Raw genomic sequence first — 24481 nt, 5'->3', positions numbered from 1 at the left:
CATCTATGAAACAACTGCTGATTTTTTACCACAGCCAGACGGGTAATAACGAGCGCCTCGCGCAGGCGGCGCATGATGGCGCGTGCGCATTGAATCAGACTTTAGAGGTAGACGAACGCATCCGCATCGTATTTAAAATGGCACGTGACGTGACACTGGATGACCTCGTTCAGTCTGCGGCGTGGTTGATCGCCACGCCGGAAAATTTCGGCTATATGGCGGGCGAAGTCAAGGCGGTGTTTGACCGCAGCTATAATCAGATTCGCGAGCAAACCGCCGGACGCAGCTATGGCCTGATGATCAGCTGTGACAACGATGGGCGCGGTGCGGTCAGTGCCATCGCGCGGATTATGATCGGCTACGGCATGCGTCTGGCGCAGCCTGAACTGATCGTGCGCGGCAGTGCTGTGGCGGATGAGTATGTGCAGCAGGCGTATGAATTGGGGCAGTATATGGTGGGAGCTGTGGCGGTGGGCTTGTGATGTCAGGTGAGGGTATTGTCGCTGTGGCGGCTTATGAAATGTATTGGTGAAAAACTCGGTATGATGTGGTTGATGAGGTCGAGGTGGTATTGATCCTGTGATGCCGATTGTGCAGCGAAGGCGTATTCAACCAAAAAGGAGGAGATATGCGTAACACGAAATCACTGTTGATTTTCGGGATGGGCGCGTTGGTCACAGGGTGTGCTTTCATGGCACCGGAAACCACGGCCAAACGATCGGCACAGGCGTATGTCCAGCCGCTGTTTGCTGCGGTTCAGTCATTTCATCGCGAGCAGGGACGTTATCCAAAGGATCAAGCGGAGTTGAGCCAAAGTTCTTATGGCAAAGACTTGGTGTTTCGTAAACCCGGATACGCGCTGGTGGTTACCTATGAGTTGGTTGATGCCAACACTTACAAGGTGCACTATGACAACGGTACTTGCCACACGCGGTATATCAATGCGGCACTCACACATGCCCGATGCAATGTCTTTAAATGACAGCCTTATTCCGGCAGTGTTTGGGTTGATGGCAAAGGCAGATCGAATTGTTTGATCAGTTCTGCTTCGCGTTGCAGTATGCTGCTTTCTACTGCGCGCACTTCTTGTATATAGGCGATGGCCGCCGGCGGCAAAGATCTGTTTTCCAAATAAACAAAACCATAGTTGGTTTGGATGGGGAAATCTGTTAACGGTAGGATCACGACTTCACCAGAGCGCAGTGCTCGCTCCATAGCGGTGAGCGTGGACAAGGTAATGGCATTGCTGTTTTTGAGAAATCTGATCGCTTGCAAAGGTGTGCTGATTTCGACTTGAGGTATCAAATCGCCGGTTGCCGGATCAATCTCTCCTGCTTGACCCAGCGCTTTGGGCAGTCTATTGGCGATTCGCGCAGGCAGACGAGGGGCAATCCAAGGGAACTCAAGCAATTGCTCAATGTGAATGCTTGTATGGTTCAGTAAAGGATGTCCGACTCGGCAAAAGAAATAGCCGCCATGCTGACCCACTGCTTCTGTCACAAAATGATCGTATTGATTCAAACGGCTGATTTCGGTGATGCCGAGGTCTATGGTCTGGGCGTTCAGCAGATGGATGATGTCAAGCCAGCTTGCCTCTCGCACCATCATGCGAATGCTCGGGTGCTTTTCGAGTAGCCGAGCTGCGCTGGCAAAGCCTGAAATCACGCTGGGGTACGGGCCGATGGCGACACGCAGCGATCCGATATGATTACTCGCCAGCATGTTGATTTCTCGACGCAAATCGTCTTCTGCCTTAGCCAAGATTTGCTTCGTTTGACCACCAGTTCACCAAACGCAGTTAATGCAACCGCACCGCGCTGGCGGTCCAATAAGGTCACGCCCAATTCGGCTTCGAGTGATTGGATGCTTTTGGTCAATGCCGGTTGGGAAATATGCAACGATTGGGCAGCCCGCCCAAAGTGCGCGTATTGGGCAAGTACCAATAGATGTTGTAGACGGCGTTGTGTCAGCATGATAACCAATAGCTTATCGAAATTGAAATAATAATTCATTTTACTTTATATTTATGTATGGGTAAAGTCGCGAAACGTTGCATGGATGTTCGAGCGGCGGGATGGTTCAATTACTTATTTCAAAATATAGAACAGGAGATTTTCATGACTGATTCGACACAAGCACTCAAAAAAGAATTATCCAAATGGTGGTGGATACCGCTCGTGCAAGGTATTGCTGCTTTTTTATTGGCTGCCGCGTTGTGGGCCACACCGCTTAAAACTTTGGTGGCCATGACTTATTGGCTGGGTTTGTTCTGGATGTTTGACGGTGTACTCAATATTGTCCGCTCCTTTACCGGCAGTACAGGACAGAGCCGTGTATGGTTGTTTATAGCGGGTCTGATCGGCTTGGTCGCAGGTGCTTTACTGCTGATGCATCCTGCGCTGGCCAGTATGGTGTCTTTAAATCTGATCGTGGCATTGTTTGCGGTATCCATGCTGGTCAACGGTTTGATCTTGATCTTTTTTGGCCGTTATGCCAAAGGTAGTGACGATCGAAGCCGTTCGTGGGGCAGCTTTTTTATCGGCTTGCTCTATGTATTGGGTGGGGTGTTGCTGATGATGAATCCAAGTTTGACCGCAGTGACCTTGTTGTATGTATTTATGTTCTGGGCATTTTTTGTCGGCTGTAGCTTGATTTGGGCGGCATTTGAGCTGAAACGACTGGGTGACTGAGCATCATTTGACCCATGCGCTTGCCTAAGCTTGAGTATTTATAAATATAAGCCGGATCATCGGTATTGCATCCAATACGATGAACAGCCTTTGATGAGCGATTAGGCACAGCAGGGTTAAAAACCATAGGATCATTTTATCGGTATGGGGCGCGAAAGATGAGCATATCTGATGTATTCATCGGATATCCTTATTGCGATTGCGCCCCATATCTATTGATTACGATGTCTTTTATCGGTATCGTTTGAATAATAGATAAAGGATATTGATATGGATTCTTTGCGACAACTCAGCTCGGGTCTGACCATTGCTTTTCGCACGCCTCAGGTGCGTATATTATTGGCGCTGACCTTTACACTCATCGGTGTGGCTTCGGTATTTTATTGGTGGGTGGAGGGGTGGAAGCTGATTGATGCGGTGTATTTTTCTGTGATCACGATTGCTACGGTGGGCTATGGCGATTTTTCTCCGCATACGACGCTGGGAAAATTGTTCACCATTGGTTACGTATTGTGTGGTTTGGGTCTGTTTTTTGCTACGGCAACAGCCGTGGCTGATAGCATCCTGCAAAGTATTCATCAGCAAAACAAGGACAATAAATGATGGTTGCGACGCCTTTGACCCATTGGAGCGAACCTATGCCAAAAAACTTATTGCACACAGCTTATGATTCTACCCACACCTGTGGTTGTTCTTGCCTGAACAAAGGGCTGTGATGATGCGCTCTGCTGCTATTGCCGCTATTTACGGTGCCTTGGCTGGCGCCTTGGCCGCCGTGACCCTGTGGTGTATGAATACGCTCAATCACTAGGTCTGGTCTTTATCCGATGCGCGCTGGTATATCCCTGTTGTGATTATGCTGGGTGGCGTCTTGATTGCACTGATTCGGAATGTCACAGAGGATGCGGATTTAAATGCCCAATTGGCGCAGGCGCACGATGTATTGCATCTGAAAAAGCGCAGTACCTTGTTTCTGGCGCTGTCTGCGATTGTCGCAGTTGGTTTTGGTGGCGCCGTCGGGCCGGAGGCTGGTCTGGTCGCTGTGGTTTCCGAAGCCTCCGCCGTCGTGGCGCTATTGATTGCCAGAAGTCGAGCGGAAGCACGCTTGATCGGCGACACCGGAACGGTCGCCGCGCTATCGGGTTTATACGGCGCACCACCAGCGGCAGCGGTTTATATAGAGCCTGAGTCGACGCCCAACCTCTCCAGCCAAAATATGGATGATGAACCCACACCATTGGCGCTTAAATTTTTAGGCGCGGTTGCTGGTTTTGCCGGCTTTGTATGGGTGGCTCACTGGCTCATTCCGAATGGGCAACTTCAATTGTCTTTGCCTGCCTACATTGCGCCGCGAGATGGCAGTGACCTGCTGTGGGCCATTATTCCAGCCCTATTGGGTGCTTGTGCCGGCATTGTGTTGCGCCTCAGTCGTCCATACATCACCCATGCGCTGAATCAATTGGGCGGGCCCAAGGTGCAGACTTTGGCTGGCAGTGCCGTGTTTGCTGTGTTGGCGACGGCTGTGCCTCTGGTACGCTTTTCAGGGCACCATGAGCTGGTGCACTTATTGGAATATGGCGTAGAAGTTGGCTGGCCGGCGCTGCTCGGTCTGGGCTTATTGAAGGCGCTGGCGTTGGCTTTGTGCCTCAGTAGTGGTTGGCGTGGTGGTGAAATTTTCCCACTGCTGTTTGCGGGTGCCGTTTTAAGCCTTGTCGCGGTCGCATGCTGGCCAAGCACGCCGGTAACCGTTGCCTTGATCGCGGGCATGACTGCGGCTGCTACGGCAGGCATGGGTAAACCGATCGCTGTACTGCTCATCATGTTGCTGCTAACGGGCGCCAGCGCCCCGGGTGCCTTGTTTATCGGGATTTTGGCTGGATATGGTGTGATGCGTTTATTGCCATCGCATCATTGATGCTCGGTCAGTGGTTTGGTTTTACGATCATTCCAACGCTTGCTCGATGGTTTCTAACTCTTCATGCAGTGCTAACCACTGCTCCTCCAGCTCGGCGATTTGCGCGGTGAGTTCGCTGTTGCGGCGCACGGCGCTGGCGAGCTCGTCTTTGTGCTCGGTCGCGTAGGCGGCTTCGGAGGCGAGCCAGTTTAGCAGTTCGTCGTTTTCTTTTTGTGCGGCTTCGAGCTGTTTTTCTAACTTTTCTAATTTTTGCTTGAGCGGTTTTTGCGCGGCGTTCAGTGCGGTTCGGCGCTGGGCGGCTTGCTGGCGCGCTTCTTTTTTGTTTTGTGAGGATTCGCCCTCACCATTTTCGTTATTTGGATCGGTTTTTTTGTCGTGGGTGCTTTGTTTGAATAGTTGCCAGCTTTGCGAGCACCATGCGCGGTAGTCATCCAGATCGCCGTCAAATGGTTTGACGGTGCCGTCGGCCACCAGCCAGAAATCGTCCACGCAGTTGGCGAGTAAACTGCGGTCATGCGAGACGACGATCAGCGCGCCGTTGAATTGTTGCAGCGCGATGGTGAGTGCGTGGCGCATATCGAGGTCAAGGTGGTTGGTCGGCTCGTCCAGCAGCAGCAAATGCGGCTTTTGCCAAATCAGCAGTGCCAATGCGAGGCGGGCTTTTTCACCACCGGAGAAATTTTCGATGGATTCGGCCACGCGGTCGCCCTGAAAGTGAAAACCGCCGAGGTAGTTGCGCAGCACTTGGATGTTGGCATCGGGTGCGAGTTTTTGCATATGCCACAGCGGCGATTCATCCTCGCGCAGGGTGTCCAGATGCTGTTGCGAAAAGTAGCCGATGCGCAGGTTTTGCGCGGTGGTGATTTCGCCGGTCAGTGGTGTCAGCTCCTGTGCGAGCGCTTTGATCAGGGTCGATTTACCCGCGCCGTTCATGCCGAGCAGGCCGATGCGGTCGTGGCTCTGGATGCTGAAGGCGACTTTTTGTAGCAATGGCGTGTCGCCGTAACCGAGGCTGATGCCGTCGGTCTGCATCAGCGGGTTGGGCAGATCGTTCAGCTCGGCGAACTCGAAGGTGAAGGGCGAATCCAGATGTGCGGGTGCGATAAGTTCGAGCCGATCGAGTGCTTTGATGCGGCTTTGCGCTTGGCGCGCTTTGGTTGCCTTGGCGCGGAAGCGATCAATATAGCTTTGTAAATGCGCGATGTGGCGCTGCTGTTGGGCGTATTGTGCTTGCTGCTGGAGCAGACGCTCGGCGCGCGTGCGTTCAAACTGAGTGTAGTTGCCGCGATAACTGGTCAGGGTTTGCTGCGCGACCTCAATCGTGTGCGTACACAGCGCGTCGAGGAAATCGCGGTCGTGCGAGATGATGAGCTGGGTTGCGGGATGGCTTTTCAGATATTGTTCCAGCCACAGCACGGTGTCCAAGTCCAAATGGTTGGTCGGTTCATCCAGCAGCAATAAATCGGAACGGCACATCAGTGCGCGTGCGAGATTCAAACGCATGCGCCAGCCGCCGGAGAAGGAGCTGACCGGATTGTTTTGTAAATTTTGTGCGAAGCCCAAGCCGTTGAGCAGCTGCGCCGCGCGTGCAGGCGCGCTGTACGCGTCGATGCGCGCCAGTTCGGCGTGGCAGTGTGCGATCTGCGTGCCGTCGTCGATTTGCTCGGCGCGTGCGAGCTCGGCATTCAGTTCCACCAGCTCGCCATCGCCCGCGAGTACATAATCCAGCGCCGACTCATCGGTCTCGGGCATTTCCTGCGCGACATGCGCCAGTACCCAATGCGCGGGAATAATGACGTCGCCCGCATCGGCGTGCAGCTCGCCACGCAATAGCGCGAATAGGCTGGATTTGCCCGTGCCGTTGCGGCCGATGATGCCGACGCGTTGACCGACGTCAATGCGGGCGTTGGCATTTTCGAGCAGGACTTTTTGGCCGCGTTGCAGGCGCAGATTGGAAATGGTAATCATGGGGTTGCACGATAACGCCTTGCCGCGAAAGCGCAGAGCAAGGCGTTGGGTTTTGGATGGAGATTGCGCGTATTATAACAAACTCATCCACCGTCCATCAGTCAATTAGCCCGAAAGGAGTGCGTATGCGATTGCCCAGTGATGCCTTGCCATTTTTGCGTGAACTGGCGGCGAATAATAAACGCGAATGGTTTAACGAACACAAAACGCGCTATCAACAGTTGCACAGCGAATTGCTGGATTTTACCGATGAATTGATTGGCGTCTTGATTCCGTACGATCCCTTGCTGATCGGCGTGGAGCCGAAAAACTGCCTGTTTCGAATTTACAAAGACGCGCGCTATGCCCGCGACGGCGCACCATACAAGACGCATTTTGGCATTCATGTTGTTTCCAGCGGCAAACGCTCGGATTTTAACCGCGCGGGTTTTTATCTGCACATTGCGCCCGATTCGAGCATGATCGGCGGCGGTGCGCATGCGCCCAGCCCCGAGTGGCTCAAGCAGATTCGCCTGCATATTTTGCACAACGGTGCGGAGCTGATGCGGGTGATTGAGGACGAGACATTCACGCAATATTTTGGCCGACTGCATGGCGATCGGCTGGTGCGTCCACCGCAAGGATTCACGGGCGAGCGCGCCGAAAGTCCGTATATCGAGTGGATTAAATTCAAAGCGTTGTGGGTTCAACGCAATTTGAGCGATGCGCAAATGCGCAGTGCCAAGCTGGAGCAAACCGTGTTGGAGACCTACTTGGCGTATCAGCCCCTACAACGGTTTTTGAATGAGGCGCGTGCGGTATGACTGCAAAAGGCTTGGATAACCAAGCCTTTTGTTTGTCAGATGGTATACAACTCAAAGCCCCAAAACAACAGAAACCCCGCAAACAGCCACAATGCGGATACCGGCGTTTCCTCAATCGTGTGGGCTTCGATCAGCAATTCATCGGTGACCAGATATACCAATGCAGCGGCGCCAAACGACAAAATGGCAGCGATGATGGTCGGCGATGCATCTTTCAAAAAGTGATAACCGAGGAACATCGACGCGAACATCACCAGACCCAAAACACACGTCAGCAGAACCATGCGTTTGCCCTTCATGGTTTCCGACATCAGTGACAAACCCAAAAACAGCATTTCCACCGACAAGCCGACAGCCAAGATCAAGCCTGTGGCGGTGTTGGCCGCCAAGCCCGTGCCAATAATCAGGCCGTCAATAGCCGCGTCAATAAATGTGGTTGAAATCAGTCCGATGTTGGTGCCGGTATTGCCCGATGCGTGCGCTTGACGCTCCCAGCGGTCGGTGAGTTTTTTCATCAAATACATGAAAAAACCGCCCAAGGCAAAAGAGCCGATCAGCACCTCGGCCGCCGCGTGTTCTTTGGCAATCTCAGGGAAAACGTCGGTTGATAAGACCGCCAAAATCACCCCAACCGCAAAGTGCTGAATCAGACTGCGCATGCGATGCGAGGGCTGCCAAGTTAAGGCCAACACGCCCGACAAGGCAATGAATGAGGACGGGATGAGCATGATTTGCAGTGGAGAGAGTGAGGTCATGATGAGTTATTTTTATGTGCTGTGGGTTAATGAGGGTTAATCATGGGCTTTGGGTTCATCGGCACGTTTGTAGCCGTGAATCATGGATAACGGTAGATTTTCTTTTTGTTTGATACTTTCAAAAATCGCGCCCAAAACATGCAGTCCGACGAAGACCAATATCAGATCGGCAGTGAATCCGTGCCATTCTTCGAGCCATTTCTCGCCGAAAAATAGATCCGTGCCCATCATATAGCCGGTCACGCCTTGATTGATGACCAGTAACAACAGCGCCAACATCATCACCGCACCCAAAGGGTTGTGCCCGACGTAGCGCGGCGCTTGGCCGGATAATTTGAGCTTGGTGTATTCTATCACGCGGCGAGGGCTGGGAAACCAGTCACTAAAGCGCGCGTGTTGCGTTCCTACAAATCCCCACACAATGCGTACGAGGACAAAACCGGTGGCGACATAGCCGATCCAGCGATGCGCGGTATGACCGTCTTCGTTTAAAAAATTGGAAAAAATTAAAATGGCCAAACCCCAGTGCAAAATACGCACCAGCGGATCCCAAACCTTGATTTGATTCATGCTTTGCTCCGACAGTGGTGAGCGGCGGTATGGCTCTGTAGTGTTATGACCAATACCGCCGTTCGATCATAGGATTAGTCGCCCTTTTTCACGATGGCCAGTGTTTTCGCGTCGAAATACACTTCGGCTTTATTGCCATCTTTGTCGTGACCATACATTTCGTAGCAGTTACCGGTGACTTCAAAGGTTTTCACTTTGTAGCCCATCTCTGCGATTTTGGCTTTCGCGTCGGCTTCAGGCATCCATTCGTTTTTCGGATATGCCGGGCAACCGTTTTTGTCTTTGGCCAAAGCTGCCGTTGGTGCCGGAGCCGGAGCGGGTGTGGCTACCGCAGTGGTTGAGGTGGTTGGTGCAGCAGCAGGCGCAGCCGCGGGTTTGGTCTCAACTTTCTCATTGCCGCCGCAAGCGGCCAAAGTCAAACCAACGATAGAAGTTAATAAAGCCAGTTTCAATGAAGTGTTCATGTTGTGTCCCTTAAACGTGTGTGTTTCGAAAAACCGCCGTTCACAGAATCGTGTACGGAGCGGCGTGATTAAAACACGATGAAATTAAGACAAACTGAAGAGGCAATATTTTGTCGCTGAGGCAAAAATGATGTGGAGAGCTTGAATGAGCAGCATGGAAAATAGGGGTTCAATGAATTGAACCCCTACTATATTATTGGACGATTACTGCCCGCCGCTGGTGATTTGGTAATTACCGGCTGAACTGGTTTTTAGGTGTTCAACCACCGTGCTGAGGCTCGCTTGCAAATCGCTGGCCAATGTCCAGGGCGGGTTGAACACGAACATGCCGGAGGCTTGTAAACCAGCGGCCAGATGCGTGGGTTGTACTTGGTCAACCATCAGGGTGACGTTGAGCCATTTGGCGCCGGCATCGTTGGCAATGCGTTCGAGTTGTACCGGCAGATTGCGCGACTCGGGGCGCGCCAACACAGGGTACCAGATCGCATAAGTGCCGGTTGGAAAGCGGGTCATGGCGTCTTTCATGGCTTTGGCGACCTTGCTGTAATCGTCTTTGAGCTCGTACGACGGGTCGATCAGCACGACACCACGGCGCGAAGGCGGCGGTACATTCGCTTTCAGCCCGACAAAGCCATCTACGGTTTTGAACAAAATGCGTTTGTCGTCGTGCACACCGGGCTTTTGGATGTATTGCAAATTGTCGTCCAGCAGACGCATATCGGTCGGATGCAGTTCAAAAATTTTGATGCGGTCAATCTCGCGCAGGTTGTGCGAAGCGACGGTCGGTGAGCCGGGATAGTGTTTCAGCTCGCCGCTGGCATTCAACTCGTGAATGAATTTGAGGTATTTTTGCAGTAGCTCGGGCAATTCGTTGCGCGTGGTTTTGTTTTCCCACAGCGGCCAAAGTTTGCTGATGCCGGTTTCGTGTTCGCCACTTTTTTGCGCCATCGGATTGCCCAATTGATACATGCCCACGCCGGCGTGAGTGTCGATGTAGGTGAGCGGTTTGTCTTTTTGCGTCATGTATTGGCAAATGTGCAGGAGCGTCATGTGCTTGAGTACGTCGGCGTGGTTGCCTGCATGAAAGGCGTGGCGGTAGCTGAACATGGTCGATTTCTTTGGGTTTCGGTATGAAGGAATAAGGGCAGGTTGAACCTGCCCTTATTTTAGCAAAGGCTGGGTGTGGCTTTATTCATCTTTTGCATCGGCTTCTGCGGGTGCAGAGGTGGCAGCTTTGGCCACGGCGCGGGTTTTGATGCCGAGTTTGTCGCGCACGAGGTTTTCAATTTCCACTGCCAATGCCGGATTTTGACGCAGGTATTCGCGCGTGTTGTCCTTGCCTTGGCCGATTTTATTGCCTTTGTAGCTGTACCATGCGCCGGCCTTTTCGACGATGCCTTGCGCCACGCCCATGTCGATGATTTCGCCTTCGCGCGAAATGCCTTCGCCGTAGAGGATGTCAAACACGGCTTCTTTGAACGGTGGCGCGACTTTGTTTTTCACCACTTTGACGCGGGTTTCGTTACCGACGACTTCGTCGCCTTTTTTCAGGCCGCCGATACGGCGAATGTCCAAGCGCACTGAGGCGTAGAATTTGAGGGCGTTACCGCCGGTGGTGGTTTCGGGTGAGCCGAACATCACACCGATTTTCATACGGATTTGGTTAATGAAAATCACGGTGCAGTTGCTGCGACCGATGGAGGCGGTGAGTTTGCGTAGGGCTTGGCTCATCAGACGCGCTTGCAGGCCGGGTAATGAATCGCCCATGTCGCCTTCGATCTCGGCGCGTGGTACCAATGCGGCAACTGAGTCGACAATGATGAGGTCAACAGCGCCAGAGCGCACGAGGGCATCCACCATTTCGAGTGCTTGCTCGCCGGTATCGGGCTGAGAGATAAGCAATTCGTTCAGGTTGACGCCGAGTTTTTGCGCGTATTGGGTGTCCAATGCGTGTTCGGCATCGACGAAGGCGCAAGTGCCGCCGAGTTTTTGCATTTCGGACACGACGTGCAGGGTCAATGAGGTTTTACCAGAGGATTCCGGCCCGTAAATTTCGATCACGCGGCCACGCGGTAGACCGCCGACGCCGAGCGCGACGTCCAAACCGAGCGAACCGGTGGAGACCACTTGCACGTCTGGCGGCGTATCGTTGCTGCCCAGACACATGATCGAGCCTTTGCCAAATTGTTTTTCAATTTGTGCCAATGCGGCGGCGAGGGCTTTGGCCTTCTCGGAGCTATTGGCGGCTTGGGTTACGGGGGCTTTGCTGTCTGCTTTGGCCATGATTCGTCCTTTGATATAGTGAAGCGCAAAGTAACGACCTACTTTGCGCTTGTTATAGGGGTTTGCGCACGTGTGCAATAGCCATTACTTTAACACAAATCGGGCTGCCTTTTTGTGCTGTTGCGTGTGTGGCGCTTGGCTGAAAAGAGAAGAGGGATGCGTCAGTCACGCATCCATCTTTTTGATTTTTAACGCTATTTTAGAGTTTATGTGTTTTTGTGGTAGTTGGTGATGCGTTCAACCTCTTCGGCAGAACCCAAGAACACCGGTACACGCTGATGCAGGGATTCGGGTTGCATATCAAGGATGTTGTCCACGCCGTTGGTTGCCAAACCGCCTGCTTGTTCAACGATCATCGCCATTGGGCTGGCTTCGTACAGCAAACGGATGTGGCCGCTGTTTTTGCCGGTGCGTTGGTCGCCCGGATACATGAAAATCCCGCCACGGGTTAGGATGCGGTGAATGTCGGCTGCCATCGCAGCAACCCAGCGCATATTGTAGTGTTTGCCGAGCGGGCCGGTATCGCCGGCTTGTAATTCTTTGACGTAACGTTGTACCGGCGGGTACCAGAAACGTTCGTTAGAGGTATTGATGGCGAATTCGGCGGCTGCCTTTGGAATCTGCATATTTTCGTGGGTCAAAATCCATGAGCCGAGTTCAGGGTCTAAGGTGAAACAATGGGTTCCATGCCCGGTGGTCAGTACCATCAGGGTTTGCGAGCCATAAATGGCGTAACCGGCGGCCACTTGATCGCGGCCCGGTTGCAGGAAATCGTCCTCGTCCACACTGTGGTCGTGATCGACTTTTTTCAATACTGAGAAAATCGTGCCGACCGGCGAATTGATGTCAATATTGGATGAGCCGTCCAGCGGATCGAATACCAGCAAATATTCGCCCTGCGGGAAACGGTTCGGAATCTCGTAAATGGTTTCCATCTCTTCGGAGGCCATGCCCGCGAGATGACCACCCCATTCGTTCGCTTCGAGCAGGATTTCGTTGGACAACACATCCAGTTTTTTCTGCGCTTCGCCTTGGACGTTTTCACTGTCTGCTGAGCCTAAGACTTCGCCCAATGCACCTTTGGCAATGGAGCGGCTGATCAATTTACAGGCGCGCGAGACGACCTCCAGCAACAGCCGTAAATCGTTGGGAATGTTGTTGTATTCGCGTTGCTGTTCAATCAGATAACGCGATAGGGATTTGCGTTTCATGGTGCTCTTTCTATAAAGTAAAAAATCGGTCTGTACGGCGGTGATGTTGTTCCTACGCTTTTATTCGGTTTGTATTCGCTCTCAAGGCTGAGTTCATTCAATTGGGTAAATGCAGCGCCTTGCGCACAATTTCGCCCACATCATCCGATAGATTCGGCGCGGCGGCGATGTGTTGCAAGGCTTGCTTCATTTGGCCTTGATACGGCTCGGCAAACAAACGCCAGTTCTCGCAGCTGCGCGCCAGACGCGATGCAGTCTGTGGATTTTTTGCATCGATGGCCAATACTTGTTCCGCCCAGAAACGGTAGCCTGCAGCATCGGCTTGATGGAAGTGGTGCGGATTCATATTGCAAAATGCGAAAATCAGCGAGCGCAGGCGGTTTGGATTGGGATTTACAAACGCCGGATGCGCCATGAGCGCGTTCAGACTCGCTTGCATCTGCGCGAATGTGCCGCTGCTGCGTGCGGCCTGTGCGCTGAACCATTTGTCGATGACCAGCGCTTCGTTTTGGTAACGTTGGTAAAAATCTTCGATCAGCGCGCCGGCGCCGACATTGTCATCATGGAAATATTCAATGGCGATGTTCAATGCCGCAATGCGATCGGTCATATTGTCGCTGTTTTGATACTGGTTGCGTACTGCGCGCCATGCGTCACCTTTGCGTTCGCGGGACTTGGCCCAATACGCCAAGGCCAGATTTTTCAAGCTGCGTTTGCCTGCGGATTCGCCGTCGTAACGATAGGCCGCGCCGTCGTTCAACTGCACATAGGTGTCCGACCAATAGTAGCCCAAGCTATGTACCAGTGCGTTGCCGACAGCTTTGCGCGCGGCAAACAATTTCTGCGGGTCAAGCGCTTGCGTGTGCTGCACTTTCTGCGCCAGCGTGGCGAAATTCGGCAAACTGAGCAATTGCGTTTTATATGATGAGCTCAAATGCGCGTCGAGCAAAATGCGCTCCAGCGTTTCGATCAAGTCTGCACTCAGATGAGCGGATTCGGGCGCGTTCAAAGCGCCGAGAATCGCTCGGGTGAACAGTTGTTGTGCCGCATCCCAGCGATTGAACGCGTCGGTGTCGTGGCGCAGCAGGGTGAGTAGTTGTGCATCGTTGTAGTCGTAGTGCATCTCAATCGGTGCGCTGAAATTGCGATTCAGCGATGGAATGGGTGCGCACGGGATGTTGTGGAAGGTGATGCTTTGCTCGCGCTCGGTCAAATGCACTGTTTTGTTCAAGACACCGGATTCATCCAGTGCGAGGCTTTGACCGAGGTGGTGTTGTGTTGTGCTTTCACTCGTAAGCAGCCCCAAGGTGATGGGGATGAGCAGCGGCGGTTTTTGGAAATTCGCCTGATCCAGTTCAATTCCAACCGGAGGGTTGTCTTGCGTCAGCGTCAGGGTATAGGTTTGTTTGGTGGCGTTGTATTGGCCGCGCGCGTGAACTTGCGGCGTGCCTGCTTGCTCATACCAGCGCGCGAATTGGCTCAAATCCACGCCGTTTGCGTCGGCCATGGCCATGCGAAAATCGTCGCAGGTGACCGCTTGACCATCATGACGCGCGAAATACAGATCCATGCCCTTGCGAAAGCCCTCGCGCCCGAGCAAAGCCTCGTACATACGCACGACTTCGGCGCCTTTTTCATACACGGTCATGGTGTAGAAGTTATTGATCTCTTCGTACTCATTCGGGCGCACCGGATGCGCCATCGGTCCTGCATCTTCGGCAAACTGCGCCGAGCGCAGGGTGTTGACGTTGGCGATGCGTTGCACCGCTCGCGCGGAGGCTGCGGCTGATTCGGATAGACCTTGCGCTGCCTGATCGGCGGAGAATTCTTGGTCACGATAGACCGTCAAGCCTTCTTTGAGGCTCAGTTGGAACCAGTCTTGGCAGGTCACGCGGTTGCCTGTCCAGTTGTGAAAATATTCGTGTCCCACCACCGCCTCGACACCTTCAAAATCGCTGTCGGTCGCGGTTTCGGGATGGGCGAGCACGTATTTGGTGTTGAAAATATTCAGCCCTTTGTTTTCCATCGCGCCCATATTGAAGTCCGATGTGGCGACGATCATGAAGCGTTCTAAATCCAGCGGCAAATTGTAGCGTTGCAAATCCCACGTGATAGAGGCTTTCAGGCTGTCCATGGCAAATTGCGCTTTGGGCAAATCGTGGGGTTCGACGTAGACTTGCAGCAGTTTGCTCTGGCCGTTGTGTTCGATGGGTTCCTCGATGTGCGCCAATTTGCCCGCGACGATCGCGAATAAGTACGACGGCTTGGGAAACGGGTCATGCCAAACGGTTTTGTGCCAGCCGTTGTCCAAATCTGCGCTTTCCAATAGGTTGCCATTGGCCAATAACACTGGGTACACGCTTTTGTCTGCGATCAATTCGACGGTGTAGACCGTCAGTACGTCGGGACGGTCGGGGAAGTAGCTGATGCGGCGAAATCCCTCAGCTTCGCATTGCGTCATCAGATGCTCGCCGGTGGCGAATAGACCCGATAGGCTGGTATTCTCCATCGGCTGACAGGTGGTTGTGAGGGTCAATTCTCCGCGTGCGGGCGTATGGTGCAGCGTCAGGGTTTTGTCGGTGAGGCTGTATTGTGCCGGTGTGAGCGGCGTTTCGTTCAGGGCAACGGATTGTAACTGGATATGTTCACCGTCCAAAACCAGATCGCTGTTTGAGTCGGCATCCTTGCGTTCAAAGGAAATGCGATGGGTGACGGTGGTGGTTTGCGCGTTTAAGCGAAACGACAAATGGGTTTGTGTGATGGCGAATGGGTAGGGCTGATAATCGGTACGTAATGGCATAAAATTGGCTATTTTTGATTTTTTAAATGATGAGATTCAATAGGTCAATTGTAAACGAATTGCATGAAAAAAGCGGGTCTATTGACCCGCTTTCCCCGTGTTTTACCTGCTCTTTTAGGTAAATATATTTATGAAACCGTTTGCCAATCTTTAGTTGCCGGATTCGCGTGGTACCGACGGTTTGGCCGGTTGTTCGGTGGCCTGATCAATCAAATCCTTGAGTTTTTTCTCCGAAGCGGCTTTGACGTCCGCTTCGTTGGTTTTCTCAGAGGATTGACGTGCTTCAGAACCTGGTAACGGTACGGCGCCCGGATCGACTTTGAGTTCTTCGATCGGTGGGGCCGGTTGACCGTCAATGGTCAGGCTTGGATCGGTCGGATTGCGTTGAACCGGTGCGTTGCCGCCCAAAATATTGCCCGTGCCTGCGCCCCAAGAGGATTCACGGTTTTCGATCTTTTTGCCTTGCAGAGCGACGCGCATGTAATCCATCCAGATCGGCAATGCCAAACCGCCACCGAATTCGCCTGCACCTAAGGATTTATTGCCGGTGTCAAAGCCCATCCAGGCGACGCCTACGAGATTCGGCTGGTAGCCTGCGAACCATGCGTCCACCGAGTCGTTGGTCGTACCGGTTTTACCCGCGATGTCCGAGCGACCCAGAGCCTGTGCGGCGCGCGCCGTACCGCTACGAACCACACCTTTGAGCAGTGAGTCAACCATGGCCGCATTCTCTTTGGTGATGATGCGGTTTTTCTCATCGCCAGATTTGCGTGGTTGGGCTTCTAAAATGGTTTTGCCATCGCGGTCCACCACTTTGGTAATCAAATAGGGGTCAACGCGATAACCGCCGTTGGCAAATGCGCCGTATGCACCGACGAGTTGATACGGTGTGACTTCAATCGCGCCGAGTGCAACGGTGAGGTATTTGTCAATGCGGCTGCCTTCAAAGCCAAAACGTTCGGCGTAGCTGCGGAAATAGTCGTTGCCGATGCTTTGCAGCAGGCGAATCGAGACCATATTGCGCGAGGAGGCTAATGCGGTGGAGAGGGGAATTGGCCCCAAATAGCGGCCATCGGCATTTTTCGGCTTCCATGAGCCGACCTGAATTTCCGCGTCGTTGACGATGGAGTTCGGGTTCATGCCGTTTTTCTGCATGGCGGCCGAGTAAATGAACGGTTTGATGGTGGAACCCGGCTGGCGATAGCCTTGGGTAATATGGTTGAATTTGCTCAAGCCAAAGTCAAAGCCACCGACCAAAGCACGAATTGCGCCGTCATTCGGATCCATTGCGACAAACGAGGCTTGTACCGCAGGCGCTTGTGAAATTTTGTAGGTGTCGCCGTCATTGGACTCGACCACGCGCACGACGGCACCCGGACGAATGCCTTTTTTACCGGCTGCGCCCAATAATTTTTGAGCCGGGCCTAAATTCGCGCCGGAGATTTCGATGTTTTCACCGTCTGACAAAATGCCTTTCATCACGCCGCCACTGACCGAGGTGACGACTGCGGCACGCAATTTGTCAAAATCAGGATGAGAGCCGAAGATTTCTGCCAATTTCTTTTTGCGCTCTTCGGGGGTGGTTGGCAGCTCGTAATGTTCTTCCGCACCGCGATAGCCGTATTTGCGATCATAGGCGAATACCGCTTTGCGCACGGCTTCGTACGCGGCGTTTTGCTCTTTGCTGCGGATGGTGGTGTAAACTTTCAGCCCTTCGGTGTAGGCTGCGTCTTTGTAGCGGTCAAACATCAGCATACGCGCCATTTCGGCGACATATTCGGCGTGAACGGAGTAATTAATGTTGCGAATCGCCATTTTGGTGTCGGCCACTTTAACCACTTCGGCGCGCGCTTGATCGTACTGCGCTTTGGTGATGAAGTTTAGTTCCAACATGCGTTCCAAAACATACCGTTGACGCTCGTCCGCGCGTTTGCGGTTTTTTGCGGGGTTGTTGCTGCTCGGTGCTTGCGGCAGTGTCGCGAGCATGGCGGATTCAGCCAATGTGAGGTCTTTGATGTCTTTGTTAAAATAGATGTCGGCGGCGGCGGCGAAACCGTAGGCGCGTTCACCCAGATAAATGTGGTTCATATAGCGTTCGAGAATCTCGTCTTTGGTGAGGTTTTGCTCGATTTTTTTCGCCATCAGGGCTTCGTAAAATTTACGCGTGTAGGTGCGTTCGCTGGTCAAAAAGAAGTTTTTTGCCAACTGTTGGGTGATGGTGGAGGCGCCTTGTTTGCCGCCGCCGGGAATCAGGTTGTTGACAAACGCGCGCGCCAAACCGTAGTAATCAACGCCATCGTGCTCGTAAAAACGTGCGTCTTCAATCGCCAACAGGGCTTTTTTCAAATGATCGGGCACTTCGTTGATGTTCACCGGTTTGCGCCGTTCCTCGCCAAATTCGCCGATCATTTCGCCATCTGCGCTGTAAATCTGCATAGCCATGCGCGGTTTGTAGTCCTTGAGTGCATCAATTGGCGGTAGCTGGCGCCACGCGATGACTACCGCGATCGTGATGGCGATGGCGGCGCCCACAGCGGCAAATAACCCCCAAAGCAACAGCGTTTTGAGGATGTGACTGAGGTTCGAGCCGGAGTTGCTTGGGTTCGGTGTGGAATTTTCTGTACTCATAAGTGTATTTTTAGAACGGCACAAGGCAGTATTTCTATGATTCAATAAGGTCGCTTATTGTATACTTTCGCAGTTTGTTTGTGGAAAAAAGCGCCGAATCTTTTGGCTGCGCTGAAAAAGACGCTGCCCATTGTATGAATCGATCGTGGAGTTTTTCTGTAACAATCTGATTAATAAGTGTTTTTAATGGTTTTTAATTGAGCGGCGATATTTTGGGAGCAAGCTTATGATTTGGCAGAAAGTGCAGTCTTGGTTGGGGATACGCCCGCCGATATTGGCACTGACTTTGGTGAATCAGGAAGTGCGTTATGTCGTACGTCAAGGCGCACGGATGCTGACGCAGGGAGCTTGCTCGGTACCGCAGGCGTTTCAAGAGGGGCGTCTGGCGGAGCCTGAGGCCTTGGCTCAGGTCTTGTTGCCGCTGTTGCCGAAGCGCATTGCGCGTTCGGGGCTGGTGGCAGTGTTGCTGCCGACGCAGTGGTTGCAGCTGCATGAGGTCAGTTTGCCGATGGGTTTGGATGCTGAGGAGCTATCGTATCAAATGAGCCGTTATGTCACGCAGACGCTGGGCTTGAGTCAATCCGAGGTGTTTTACGATTGGGCGGTGCAGAGTGTGGGGAGCGAAAAGCGCTTGATGACGGTGCTGTTGGCTGTAGCGCCTCAGGCGGATGTGGCATCGATTCATCGGGTGTTTGTCGATAGCGATTGGCAGTTGAAATGGGTCTGTCCGGAGCCGCAGGTTTGGGGCTTGGCTTACCAAGCGCGAGCGATTGAGAATCGACCGGTTGCGGTATGCCGCATTGAGTCGGAGGGTTTGGCTTTTTGGTTGGTTGAGGCGGATGGGCGCGTGCGTTCTTTCTACCATGTCTTGACCGAGCAGGAGTCCGCGCGGGTTGGTTTTGTGTACCACAGCGGTGATGAGGCTTCGCTGGAATCAGGCGTGCGTTTTCCCTCGCGCTTTGTGGGCGATTTACTGGAGCAGTATGTGGCCACATGGCTGGGGCAGCCTGTTTGGCGTAATTTGAACAGCGTTTATGTCACGGGCAAGGCGGTTAATTGGCCTGAGGCCATTGCTTTATTGCAATCGCGTTTTGGCCTGCCATTTCGTTTGGCTGAGGATAATGTGAGCGCAGGGCATATGTCGTCATTGGCGGTAAAACCGGCCAATGGACTGGCTGCCGTGTGGCTTTTGGCAGGGCAGGTGGACGCATGAGGCTATTAAATTTATGGCCTGACGGGCAAGTAGTTCAGCCGGTACGGCGCTTTGTTTTGGAAATCGTGTTCGCCCTGCTGCTGGTGACGCTGTTGACATTGGCCTCGTGGATGTGGGTCGATGGGCGATTGAATCAAGCGGTAAAGGCGCACCAGACTTTACAAAGTGAATGGGCGCAGCTCAAACAACAGCGTGCCGTGCAAGAGGAGTCGATTGGCCAGATGCCGCGATTTTTACGGCAAATGGTGGCCGGCGAGCTTGATTGGATGGGTGAATTGCCGCAATGGACGCAGGGCGGACGGGTACGTTGGTTGTCTGCAAAAGTGGTGAATAAGCATTTACTATTGGACGGCCTGGCTCAGGATGGTGCGGCCATCGAGGCGGTGGCCGAGCAGATTCGGGCACGTTATCCGACGCCGCCATTGAGTATCAGTGAGGTAACAGGGGTTCATGTGGCGGGGCAAACATGGTGGCGTTTTTCTATGCGTATTGAAGGTGTTGACCCGATGCACCGTTGGATTTTGGCGACGGAGCCGGTGAAGGTTGAAGAAACTGCGCCCGGCGCGGATCGCGGTATGCGCTCATTCATCAGCCAGATGTGGGGGATGCGATGAGGCAATCTCTGAGGCAGCAATTGCATTGGCGTGATTTGGATGTGGCGCAGATGGCGCATTGGCCAAATACGGTGCGACGTTGGGTTTTGGCTTTGTTGGGCATAGCGTTATTGGCGTGCTTGATGTTGATGCTGGTGTGGCCGCGTGTGGCGCTGTTGGAAACAGAGTTGATGCGCATTCGCTCGACCCAACAGCAGATTCGTCAAGCGCTCGCAGTCCCACCGGATGTTTTGGAATTGGTGCCGCCTGCACGTATGATCCGAGCTGATGAGGAAGCGCAGTGGTTGGCGAGTTTGCTCGCATCAACGCGCGAGCGCAATCTGAGCGTGGTGTCGCTGAAGTTACAAGAGCCGTCGGAGACTGAACGCAAAGCGCTGGCAGATGCTATTGACTATGCGGTAAAAGAAAATGCCCGCACATTTCATCGTGAACCGTTGAAGTATTCAACGGATTGGCTGAGTCAAACGGCGGTATTGAGTATCTCGATGCAAGGCACTTATGCCGACATATTGGGATTTGCCTCGGATTTGGGGCGTCATAATGAATGGCTGGGCGTCGTATCGTCTGATCTGGAAGCGGTGGGTTCTGATCAGGTGCGTTGGTCGGTGCGTTTTTGGTGTTTCAAAGAGAATGTCAAAAAGGCGGAGCGCAATGGGACGAAATAGCGCAAAGTTCGAAAAGTGCATCTTGCGATGGCAAGGTCAATGGCGCGGTATGTGGATGCCGATTGCTTTGATCTCGGTATCTTTCGGTCTGTTTGCCTGTGATCAAACCCAGTCGGCGAATACGTCGAATCAATTGTCCAAGTCGCAGGTGCTTCGGGGATATGTTGGCAATACCCCCCAAACACCGGAGCAAGCGAAACAATGGTTGAATACCGAGCTGCGTCAGATGCATGGTATTCACGGGCAACCGGAAGTCAGTCGTCTGAACCAGCAGTTGCAAAACCTTGATCGTCGCTTGATCCGCAGTATGGGATTGGACGAACAGATCCCCGAAAACGTATTTACTACCGTGGGCGTTGCTGTGGAGAAAAAAGCCGTGGCGTCGTCGGAGCGGGCGCCCAAGGCCTCAATACCGAACCTCAATCGGCATGATCGCTATGATTTGGGTACAACCGATTTCGGCGTTTTGAGTCCACCGCTTAAACCAACGGTACAAATCATGCCTGATTTGAGCCAAGCAGAGGCTCAGCAAATTCAATACGTGGGCATGATGGAAACGGGATCGGAGCGGTTCGGGCTGGTGCGAGTGGGCGAGCGTGTGTATCGCGTCGTGCCGGATATGCGCATCGGGCGCGGGCAGTGGCGCGTGTTGCAATTCGATGCGGCAAAAATGCAGGTATTAATCAATGGTCAAACGGTTCACTATGAAAAATAAGACGCAATATCATGTCAAACGGTATACGCAAAACCCCGTGCAACATGCGGTCAAACGCATCGGTTGGAGCATATTGGCCATATTTTTACCGGCGCTTGGCGCGCAGGCGCAGGCTGTGGACGGTTTGACGGTGAATGTGTCTACGGGTGTGGCAGAAAGTACCAATACCGCGAAGGCCAATGAAAAACGCATGGATTTTGCCTTTCAGGACATTCCCGTGCGCGCCTTGCTACAATTACTCGGTGAAACCGCGGGCGTGAATATTGTGACCGATGAATCGGTCGGTGGCACGATCACATTGAATTTGAAGCAGGCCGGTTGGCAAGAGGCCTTGGACGTGATTGTGCGTGCGAAAAATTTGCGCACGGAGCAACTCGGCGGTGCGATTTATGTGCGTGGCAATGAACTCGTTTCCAACACCTATGCGACTGATGTGCCCAACGATAGGATGCAGAGGCAGCGGTATTCGCAAGAGCAGGTGCTGATCGAAGCGCGGATTGTCGAGGCTGAAGACTCGTTTTCGCGCAAGCTTGGCGTTAAATTGGGCTTTAATGACCTGAGCCGCACGCAATACAAAATAGGTTATGAGCGGGTGCTCGATCCGAATGGCTCGGGTGAATACATTGATGTGCCGGTTCAAATCCCTGCCAATACCAGCAAGGGCGCCGTATTTGGCAGCAATCTGGGCGCAGTCCAGCAACTGAGCGGGCAAACCTCGGGCATTCAAGGGCTGGGCGTAGCGCCGACGACCGGCAGCAGCATGATTAACTTTCCCGCATTGGTCAGTGCCGGTGGCGTTGATCCGGCGAGCTTTGCGGTCAGTCTGTTCAATTCCAGCATGAGCCGTTTCATCAACTTGGAAATCAGCGCGCTGGAAACCGACGGCAAAGGCAAAATGATCTCGAATCCGCGCGTGGTCACCAGCAACAACGTCAAAGCCATCATTGAGCAAGGCACGGAAATTCCGTACCAGCAGGCGACCAGCTCGGGCGCGACCAGCGTGTCGTTTCGCAAAGCGAATCTGAAGCTCGAAGTCACCCCGCAAATTGCATCGAATGGCGAAGTCGTGCTGGACGTGGACGTGACCAAAGACAGCGTGGGTGCGATGACCACGCAGGGCTACGCGATCAACACCAAACACGTCAAAACCCAAGTGACGATTGATAATGGCGGTACGCTGGTGATTGGCGGCATTTATCAGGAAGACAACCGAAAAGCCGTGGACAAAGTACCGTTGCTCGGCGACATTCCGCTGCTGGGTAATTTGTTCAAAACCACCACGCGCGCGGTCAATAAAAACGAGCTGCTGATTTTTTTAACGCCGCATCTTTTAGACGCGCGTGGTAATATTTTGCCCTCAAAGTCCGACACCGTAACGATTGACGAATAAAAGTTAACGAACCCCAACGCTGATTAAAACGACCTTCTCAATGACGCCGAAACACTACAAAACCAGCATTGCCATCAGTCCCGCGCAAAAAGTCCTGCTCGGGCAAGCGCCCAATATTTACCTGATCGGTCTGATGGGCGCGGGTAAATCGACGGCGGGCAAAATGTTGGCGCGCACCTTGGGGCGGGATTTTTATGACTCGGATGAAGAAATCGTACACCGCACCGGTGCGAGTATTCCGACGATTTTCGAGATTGAGGGCGAATCGGGCTTTCGCGAACGCGAGCAGCGCATGATCGCCGAATTATGCGCCAAACAACCGGTGGTTTTGGGCACAGGCGGTGGCGCGGTACTGCGCGAGGCGAATCAGCAGGTATTGAAAAGCAGCGGCTGGATTGTGTACCTGTCCACCACGCCTGAGCGCCTGTACAACCGCACGCGCTATGATCGCAACCGTCCGCTGCTGCAAACTGCAGACCCCTTGGCGACCTTGACCGAGCTGTACCAAAAGCGCCACCCGATTTACGAATCCTTGGCCGACATCGTGGTGAAAACCGGCTCCGGACATGTGACCCGCGTGGTCGCCGACATCATTGCGCAACTGATCGCAAAACTGAGCGAGCAGGCCGCGTCCGAAGTGACTACGGATCAATCCTCAATTAACCTGAAATAACGAATCGCTATGAGCACCATTACCGTTGAACTGGGCGAGCGCGCCTACCCGATCATCATCGAATCGAATGCCTTATGCAACGCACAGGCTTTGCAACAGGCGATCAAAGGTAAAACCGTGTTGATTGTGAGCAACACCACGGTTGCGCCGCTGTACGCTGAGCGCATGGCGCAGCTCGTGCGCGATTTGGGTAAAACCGTGTATGTGCACGAATTGCCCGACGGCGAAGCGTATAAAAATCTGGAAACGCTGAACAGCATTTTCGACGCGCTGCTGTCACAGCAGTGCGACCGCAAAACCACGATTATTGCGCTCGGCGGCGGTGTGGTCGGAGATATGGCCGGATTTGCGGCGGCCAGCTATATGCGCGGTGTACCGTTCATTCAAGCGCCGACGACCTTGCTTTCACAAGTGGATTCATCGGTCGGTGGTAAAACCGGCATCAACCACCCGTTAGGCAAAAACATGATCGGCGCGTTTTACCAGCCGCAGTTGGTACTGGCTGATATTGACACGCTCAACACCTTACCCGAGCGCGAATTGTCCGCCGGTTTGGCCGAAATCATCAAACACGGCACGATTTACGATGCCGAGTATTTCACATGGCTGGAACAAAACATGGCTGCGTTGCGCGCGCGCGATGCGGCGGCATTAACCCATGCGATTGTGCGCTCGTGCGAAATCAAGGCCGAGGTCGTGGCGCAGGACGAGCGCGAATCGGGCTTGCGCGCGATTTTGAATTTTGGTCATACCTTTGGTCACGCGATTGAGGCGGGTATGGGTTATGGCAACTGGCTGCATGGCGAAGCGGTCGGCGCGGGCATGATTTTGGCGGCGGATTTGTCGCATCGTTTGGGGCAACTGAGCGCCGATGAATTGGCGCGGATTGGCGCTTTGACCGAAGCCGCCGGATTGCCGATACAGCCGCCGCGTTTGGGCGTGGACGCCATGATCGAGATGATGCGTCTGGACAAGAAAAGTTCAGCGGGGCAGATTCAATTCGTCTTGTTGGACGGCATCGGCAAGGCCAAAGTACAAACGGCGGATGAAGCGATCTTGCGCCAGACCTTAGCGGTTTGCGCAGCCTAACTCATCAGAAAATCTCCAATCAAAAAACCTGCGAT

General features: G+C 53.3%; 23 protein-coding genes and 1 pseudogene. 13 read left to right on the top strand and 11 right to left on the bottom strand.

The features are described 5' to 3' along the window. Positions 1 to 5 precede the first annotated feature (5 nt). Both ACZ41M_RS06800 and ACZ41M_RS06795 read left to right on the top strand, forming a co-directional pair. Positions 6 to 482, top strand: a complete 477-nt coding sequence (locus ACZ41M_RS06800; RefSeq protein ID WP_464731887.1) for a flavodoxin family protein — start codon at positions 6 to 8, stop codon at positions 480 to 482. Between the two features lie 146 nt (positions 483 to 628). Continuing rightward, positions 629 to 982 carry a hypothetical protein gene (locus ACZ41M_RS06795; protein WP_464731888.1) on the top strand — a complete coding sequence of 118 codons (354 nt, stop codon included), beginning with the start codon at positions 629 to 631 and terminating at the stop codon, positions 980 to 982. Between the two features lie 5 nt (positions 983 to 987). On the opposite strand, the gene ACZ41M_RS06790 is transcribed toward ACZ41M_RS06795, so the two are convergent. Together ACZ41M_RS06790 and ACZ41M_RS06785 are read right to left on the bottom strand one after the other, a co-directional pair. After that, the gene (locus tag ACZ41M_RS06790) at positions 988 to 1740 is read right to left on the bottom strand and encodes a substrate-binding domain-containing protein (RefSeq protein ID WP_464731889.1); all 753 of its coding nucleotides are present in this window, start codon (positions 1738 to 1740) and stop codon (positions 988 to 990) included. Continuing rightward, complete coding sequence (locus tag ACZ41M_RS06785; RefSeq protein ID WP_464737501.1) at positions 1662 to 1973, bottom strand: LysR family transcriptional regulator; 312 nt, start codon at positions 1971 to 1973, stop codon at positions 1662 to 1664. Before ACZ41M_RS06785 ends, ACZ41M_RS06790 begins: the two co-directional genes overlap by 79 nt. Before the next feature lie 144 nt (positions 1974 to 2117). Here ACZ41M_RS06785 and ACZ41M_RS06780 point away from each other — a divergent pair, with 144 nt between their 5' ends. The 3 genes from ACZ41M_RS06780 to ACZ41M_RS06770 all read left to right on the top strand — a co-directional run bounded on the left by ACZ41M_RS06780 (position 2118) and on the right by ACZ41M_RS06770 (position 4605). Then, positions 2118 to 2690: an HdeD family acid-resistance protein gene (locus ACZ41M_RS06780; RefSeq protein ID WP_464731891.1), complete on the top strand. Its 573-nt coding sequence runs from the start codon at positions 2118 to 2120 to the stop codon at positions 2688 to 2690. A 270-nt stretch (positions 2691 to 2960) separates the two neighbouring features. Then, positions 2961 to 3293, top strand: a complete 333-nt coding sequence (locus ACZ41M_RS06775; RefSeq protein ID WP_464731892.1) for a potassium channel family protein — start codon at positions 2961 to 2963, stop codon at positions 3291 to 3293. A gap of 268 nt (positions 3294 to 3561) precedes the next feature. Beyond that, the gene (locus ACZ41M_RS06770) at positions 3562 to 4605 is read left to right on the top strand and encodes a chloride channel protein (RefSeq protein ID WP_464731893.1); all 1044 of its coding nucleotides are present in this window, start codon (positions 3562 to 3564) and stop codon (positions 4603 to 4605) included. Between the two features lie 27 nt (positions 4606 to 4632). Here the strand turns inward: ACZ41M_RS06770 and ACZ41M_RS06765 are convergent, their stop codons facing one another. Next, entirely contained in the window at positions 4633 to 6573 is a 1941-nt protein-coding gene (locus ACZ41M_RS06765) for an ATP-binding cassette domain-containing protein (protein ID WP_464731894.1), read from the bottom strand. 125 nt (positions 6574 to 6698) lie between these two features. Here ACZ41M_RS06765 and ACZ41M_RS06760 point away from each other — a divergent pair, with 125 nt between their 5' ends. Continuing rightward, complete coding sequence (locus tag ACZ41M_RS06760) at positions 6699 to 7376, top strand: DUF2461 domain-containing protein (RefSeq protein WP_464731895.1); 678 nt, start codon at positions 6699 to 6701, stop codon at positions 7374 to 7376. Positions 7377 to 7411: 35 nt separating this feature from the next. Here the strand turns inward: ACZ41M_RS06760 and ACZ41M_RS06755 are convergent, their stop codons facing one another. The 8 genes and pseudogenes from ACZ41M_RS06755 to ACZ41M_RS06720 all read right to left on the bottom strand — a co-directional run bounded on the left by ACZ41M_RS06755 (position 7412) and on the right by ACZ41M_RS06720 (position 18087). Next, positions 7412 to 8131, bottom strand: coding sequence for a ZIP family metal transporter (locus ACZ41M_RS06755; protein ID WP_464731896.1), 720 nt, complete (start codon positions 8129 to 8131; stop codon positions 7412 to 7414). A gap of 36 nt (positions 8132 to 8167) precedes the next feature. Then, positions 8168 to 8701 (bottom strand): cytochrome b/b6 domain-containing protein, encoded by a 534-nt coding sequence (locus tag ACZ41M_RS06750; protein WP_464731897.1) that lies wholly within the window; start codon positions 8699 to 8701, stop codon positions 8168 to 8170. 74 nt (positions 8702 to 8775) lie between these two features. Continuing rightward, a pseudogene (locus tag ACZ41M_RS06745) lies at positions 8776 to 9048 on the bottom strand (PepSY domain-containing protein); the annotation flags it as partial. Positions 9049 to 9369: 321 nt separating this feature from the next. Then, on the bottom strand, positions 9370 to 10272 hold the full coding sequence (locus ACZ41M_RS06740; RefSeq protein ID WP_464731898.1) for a 23S rRNA (adenine(2030)-N(6))-methyltransferase RlmJ: 903 nt from the start codon (positions 10270 to 10272) through the stop codon (positions 9370 to 9372). A gap of 81 nt (positions 10273 to 10353) precedes the next feature. Then, positions 10354 to 11448 (bottom strand): recombinase RecA, encoded by a 1095-nt coding sequence (recA, locus tag ACZ41M_RS06735; protein ID WP_464731899.1) that lies wholly within the window; start codon positions 11446 to 11448, stop codon positions 10354 to 10356. A gap of 206 nt (positions 11449 to 11654) precedes the next feature. Continuing rightward, positions 11655 to 12659, bottom strand: coding sequence for a class 1 fructose-bisphosphatase (locus tag ACZ41M_RS06730; RefSeq protein ID WP_464731900.1), 1005 nt, complete (start codon positions 12657 to 12659; stop codon positions 11655 to 11657). A gap of 97 nt (positions 12660 to 12756) precedes the next feature. Continuing rightward, positions 12757 to 15459 carry an aminopeptidase N gene (pepN, locus tag ACZ41M_RS06725; protein ID WP_464731901.1) on the bottom strand — a complete coding sequence of 901 codons (2703 nt, stop codon included), beginning with the start codon at positions 15457 to 15459 and terminating at the stop codon, positions 12757 to 12759. A 150-nt stretch (positions 15460 to 15609) separates the two neighbouring features. Beyond that, positions 15610 to 18087: a penicillin-binding protein 1A gene (locus ACZ41M_RS06720; RefSeq protein WP_464731902.1), complete on the bottom strand. Its 2478-nt coding sequence runs from the start codon at positions 18085 to 18087 to the stop codon at positions 15610 to 15612. Positions 18088 to 18313: 226 nt separating this feature from the next. On the opposite strand from ACZ41M_RS06720, the gene ACZ41M_RS06715 reads away from it, so the two are divergent. Genes ACZ41M_RS06715 through aroB form a run of 7 tightly spaced genes read left to right on the top strand, consistent with a single transcriptional unit; the run spans position 18314 to position 24446 of the window. Next, on the top strand, positions 18314 to 19300 hold the full coding sequence (locus ACZ41M_RS06715) for a hypothetical protein (protein ID WP_464731903.1): 987 nt from the start codon (positions 18314 to 18316) through the stop codon (positions 19298 to 19300). Then, positions 19297 to 19914 (top strand): hypothetical protein, encoded by a 618-nt coding sequence (locus ACZ41M_RS06710; protein WP_464731904.1) that lies wholly within the window; start codon positions 19297 to 19299, stop codon positions 19912 to 19914. The genes ACZ41M_RS06715 and ACZ41M_RS06710 overlap by 4 nt, the downstream gene beginning before the upstream one ends. Further along, complete coding sequence (locus tag ACZ41M_RS06705; RefSeq protein WP_464731905.1) at positions 19911 to 20579, top strand: hypothetical protein; 669 nt, start codon at positions 19911 to 19913, stop codon at positions 20577 to 20579. The genes ACZ41M_RS06710 and ACZ41M_RS06705 overlap by 4 nt, the downstream gene beginning before the upstream one ends. 22 nt (positions 20580 to 20601) lie before the next feature. Beyond that, a complete protein-coding gene (locus ACZ41M_RS06700; RefSeq protein ID WP_464731906.1) occupies positions 20602 to 21294 on the top strand; it encodes a hypothetical protein in 693 nt (230 codons plus the stop codon). Further along, positions 21284 to 22684: a type IV pilus secretin PilQ gene (locus ACZ41M_RS06695; protein WP_464731907.1), complete on the top strand. Its 1401-nt coding sequence runs from the start codon at positions 21284 to 21286 to the stop codon at positions 22682 to 22684. The genes ACZ41M_RS06700 and ACZ41M_RS06695 overlap by 11 nt, the downstream gene beginning before the upstream one ends. Positions 22685 to 22724: 40 nt before the next feature. Next, positions 22725 to 23357 carry a shikimate kinase gene (locus tag ACZ41M_RS06690; RefSeq protein ID WP_464731908.1) on the top strand — a complete coding sequence of 211 codons (633 nt, stop codon included), beginning with the start codon at positions 22725 to 22727 and terminating at the stop codon, positions 23355 to 23357. A gap of 9 nt (positions 23358 to 23366) precedes the next feature. Further along, positions 23367 to 24446 carry a 3-dehydroquinate synthase gene (gene aroB, locus ACZ41M_RS06685; RefSeq protein ID WP_464731909.1) on the top strand — a complete coding sequence of 360 codons (1080 nt, stop codon included), beginning with the start codon at positions 23367 to 23369 and terminating at the stop codon, positions 24444 to 24446. Positions 24447 to 24481 lie beyond the last annotated feature (35 nt).

Source organism: Puribacter membranae (assembly GCF_055380425.1).
The sequence above is the reverse complement of the archived record's forward strand: the minus strand, read 5'-3'. Positions and strand labels throughout refer to the sequence as shown.

Excerpts from the sequence above, each read along its gene's own strand:
- ACZ41M_RS06800 (WP_464731887.1), top strand. The coding sequence starts at position 6 with ATGAAACAACTGCTGATTTTTTACCACAGCCAGACGGGTAATAACGAG.
- ACZ41M_RS06795 (WP_464731888.1), top strand. The coding sequence starts at position 629 with ATGCGTAACACGAAATCACTGTTGATTTTCGGGATGGGCGCGTTGGTC.
- ACZ41M_RS06785 (WP_464737501.1), bottom strand. The coding sequence starts at position 1,973 with ATGCTGACACAACGCCGTCTACAACATCTATTGGTACTTGCCCAATAC.
- ACZ41M_RS06780 (WP_464731891.1), top strand. The coding sequence starts at position 2,118 with ATGACTGATTCGACACAAGCACTCAAAAAAGAATTATCCAAATGGTGG.
- ACZ41M_RS06775 (WP_464731892.1), top strand. The coding sequence starts at position 2,961 with ATGGATTCTTTGCGACAACTCAGCTCGGGTCTGACCATTGCTTTTCGC.
- ACZ41M_RS06765 (WP_464731894.1), bottom strand. The coding sequence starts at position 6,573 with ATGATTACCATTTCCAATCTGCGCCTGCAACGCGGCCAAAAAGTCCTG.
- ACZ41M_RS06760 (WP_464731895.1), top strand. The coding sequence starts at position 6,699 with ATGCGATTGCCCAGTGATGCCTTGCCATTTTTGCGTGAACTGGCGGCG.
- ACZ41M_RS06755 (WP_464731896.1), bottom strand. The coding sequence starts at position 8,131 with ATGACCTCACTCTCTCCACTGCAAATCATGCTCATCCCGTCCTCATTC.
- ACZ41M_RS06750 (WP_464731897.1), bottom strand. The coding sequence starts at position 8,701 with ATGAATCAAATCAAGGTTTGGGATCCGCTGGTGCGTATTTTGCACTGG.
- ACZ41M_RS06740 (WP_464731898.1), bottom strand. The coding sequence starts at position 10,272 with ATGTTCAGCTACCGCCACGCCTTTCATGCAGGCAACCACGCCGACGTA.
- recA (WP_464731899.1), bottom strand. The coding sequence starts at position 11,448 with ATGGCCAAAGCAGACAGCAAAGCCCCCGTAACCCAAGCCGCCAATAGC.
- ACZ41M_RS06730 (WP_464731900.1), bottom strand. The coding sequence starts at position 12,659 with ATGAAACGCAAATCCCTATCGCGTTATCTGATTGAACAGCAACGCGAA.
- pepN (WP_464731901.1), bottom strand. The coding sequence starts at position 15,459 with ATGCCATTACGTACCGATTATCAGCCCTACCCATTCGCCATCACACAA.
- ACZ41M_RS06720 (WP_464731902.1), bottom strand. The coding sequence starts at position 18,087 with ATGAGTACAGAAAATTCCACACCGAACCCAAGCAACTCCGGCTCGAAC.
- ACZ41M_RS06715 (WP_464731903.1), top strand. The coding sequence starts at position 18,314 with ATGATTTGGCAGAAAGTGCAGTCTTGGTTGGGGATACGCCCGCCGATA.
- ACZ41M_RS06710 (WP_464731904.1), top strand. The coding sequence starts at position 19,297 with ATGAGGCTATTAAATTTATGGCCTGACGGGCAAGTAGTTCAGCCGGTA.
- ACZ41M_RS06705 (WP_464731905.1), top strand. The coding sequence starts at position 19,911 with ATGAGGCAATCTCTGAGGCAGCAATTGCATTGGCGTGATTTGGATGTG.
- ACZ41M_RS06695 (WP_464731907.1), top strand. The coding sequence starts at position 21,284 with ATGAAAAATAAGACGCAATATCATGTCAAACGGTATACGCAAAACCCC.
- ACZ41M_RS06690 (WP_464731908.1), top strand. The coding sequence starts at position 22,725 with ATGACGCCGAAACACTACAAAACCAGCATTGCCATCAGTCCCGCGCAA.
- aroB (WP_464731909.1), top strand. The coding sequence starts at position 23,367 with ATGAGCACCATTACCGTTGAACTGGGCGAGCGCGCCTACCCGATCATC.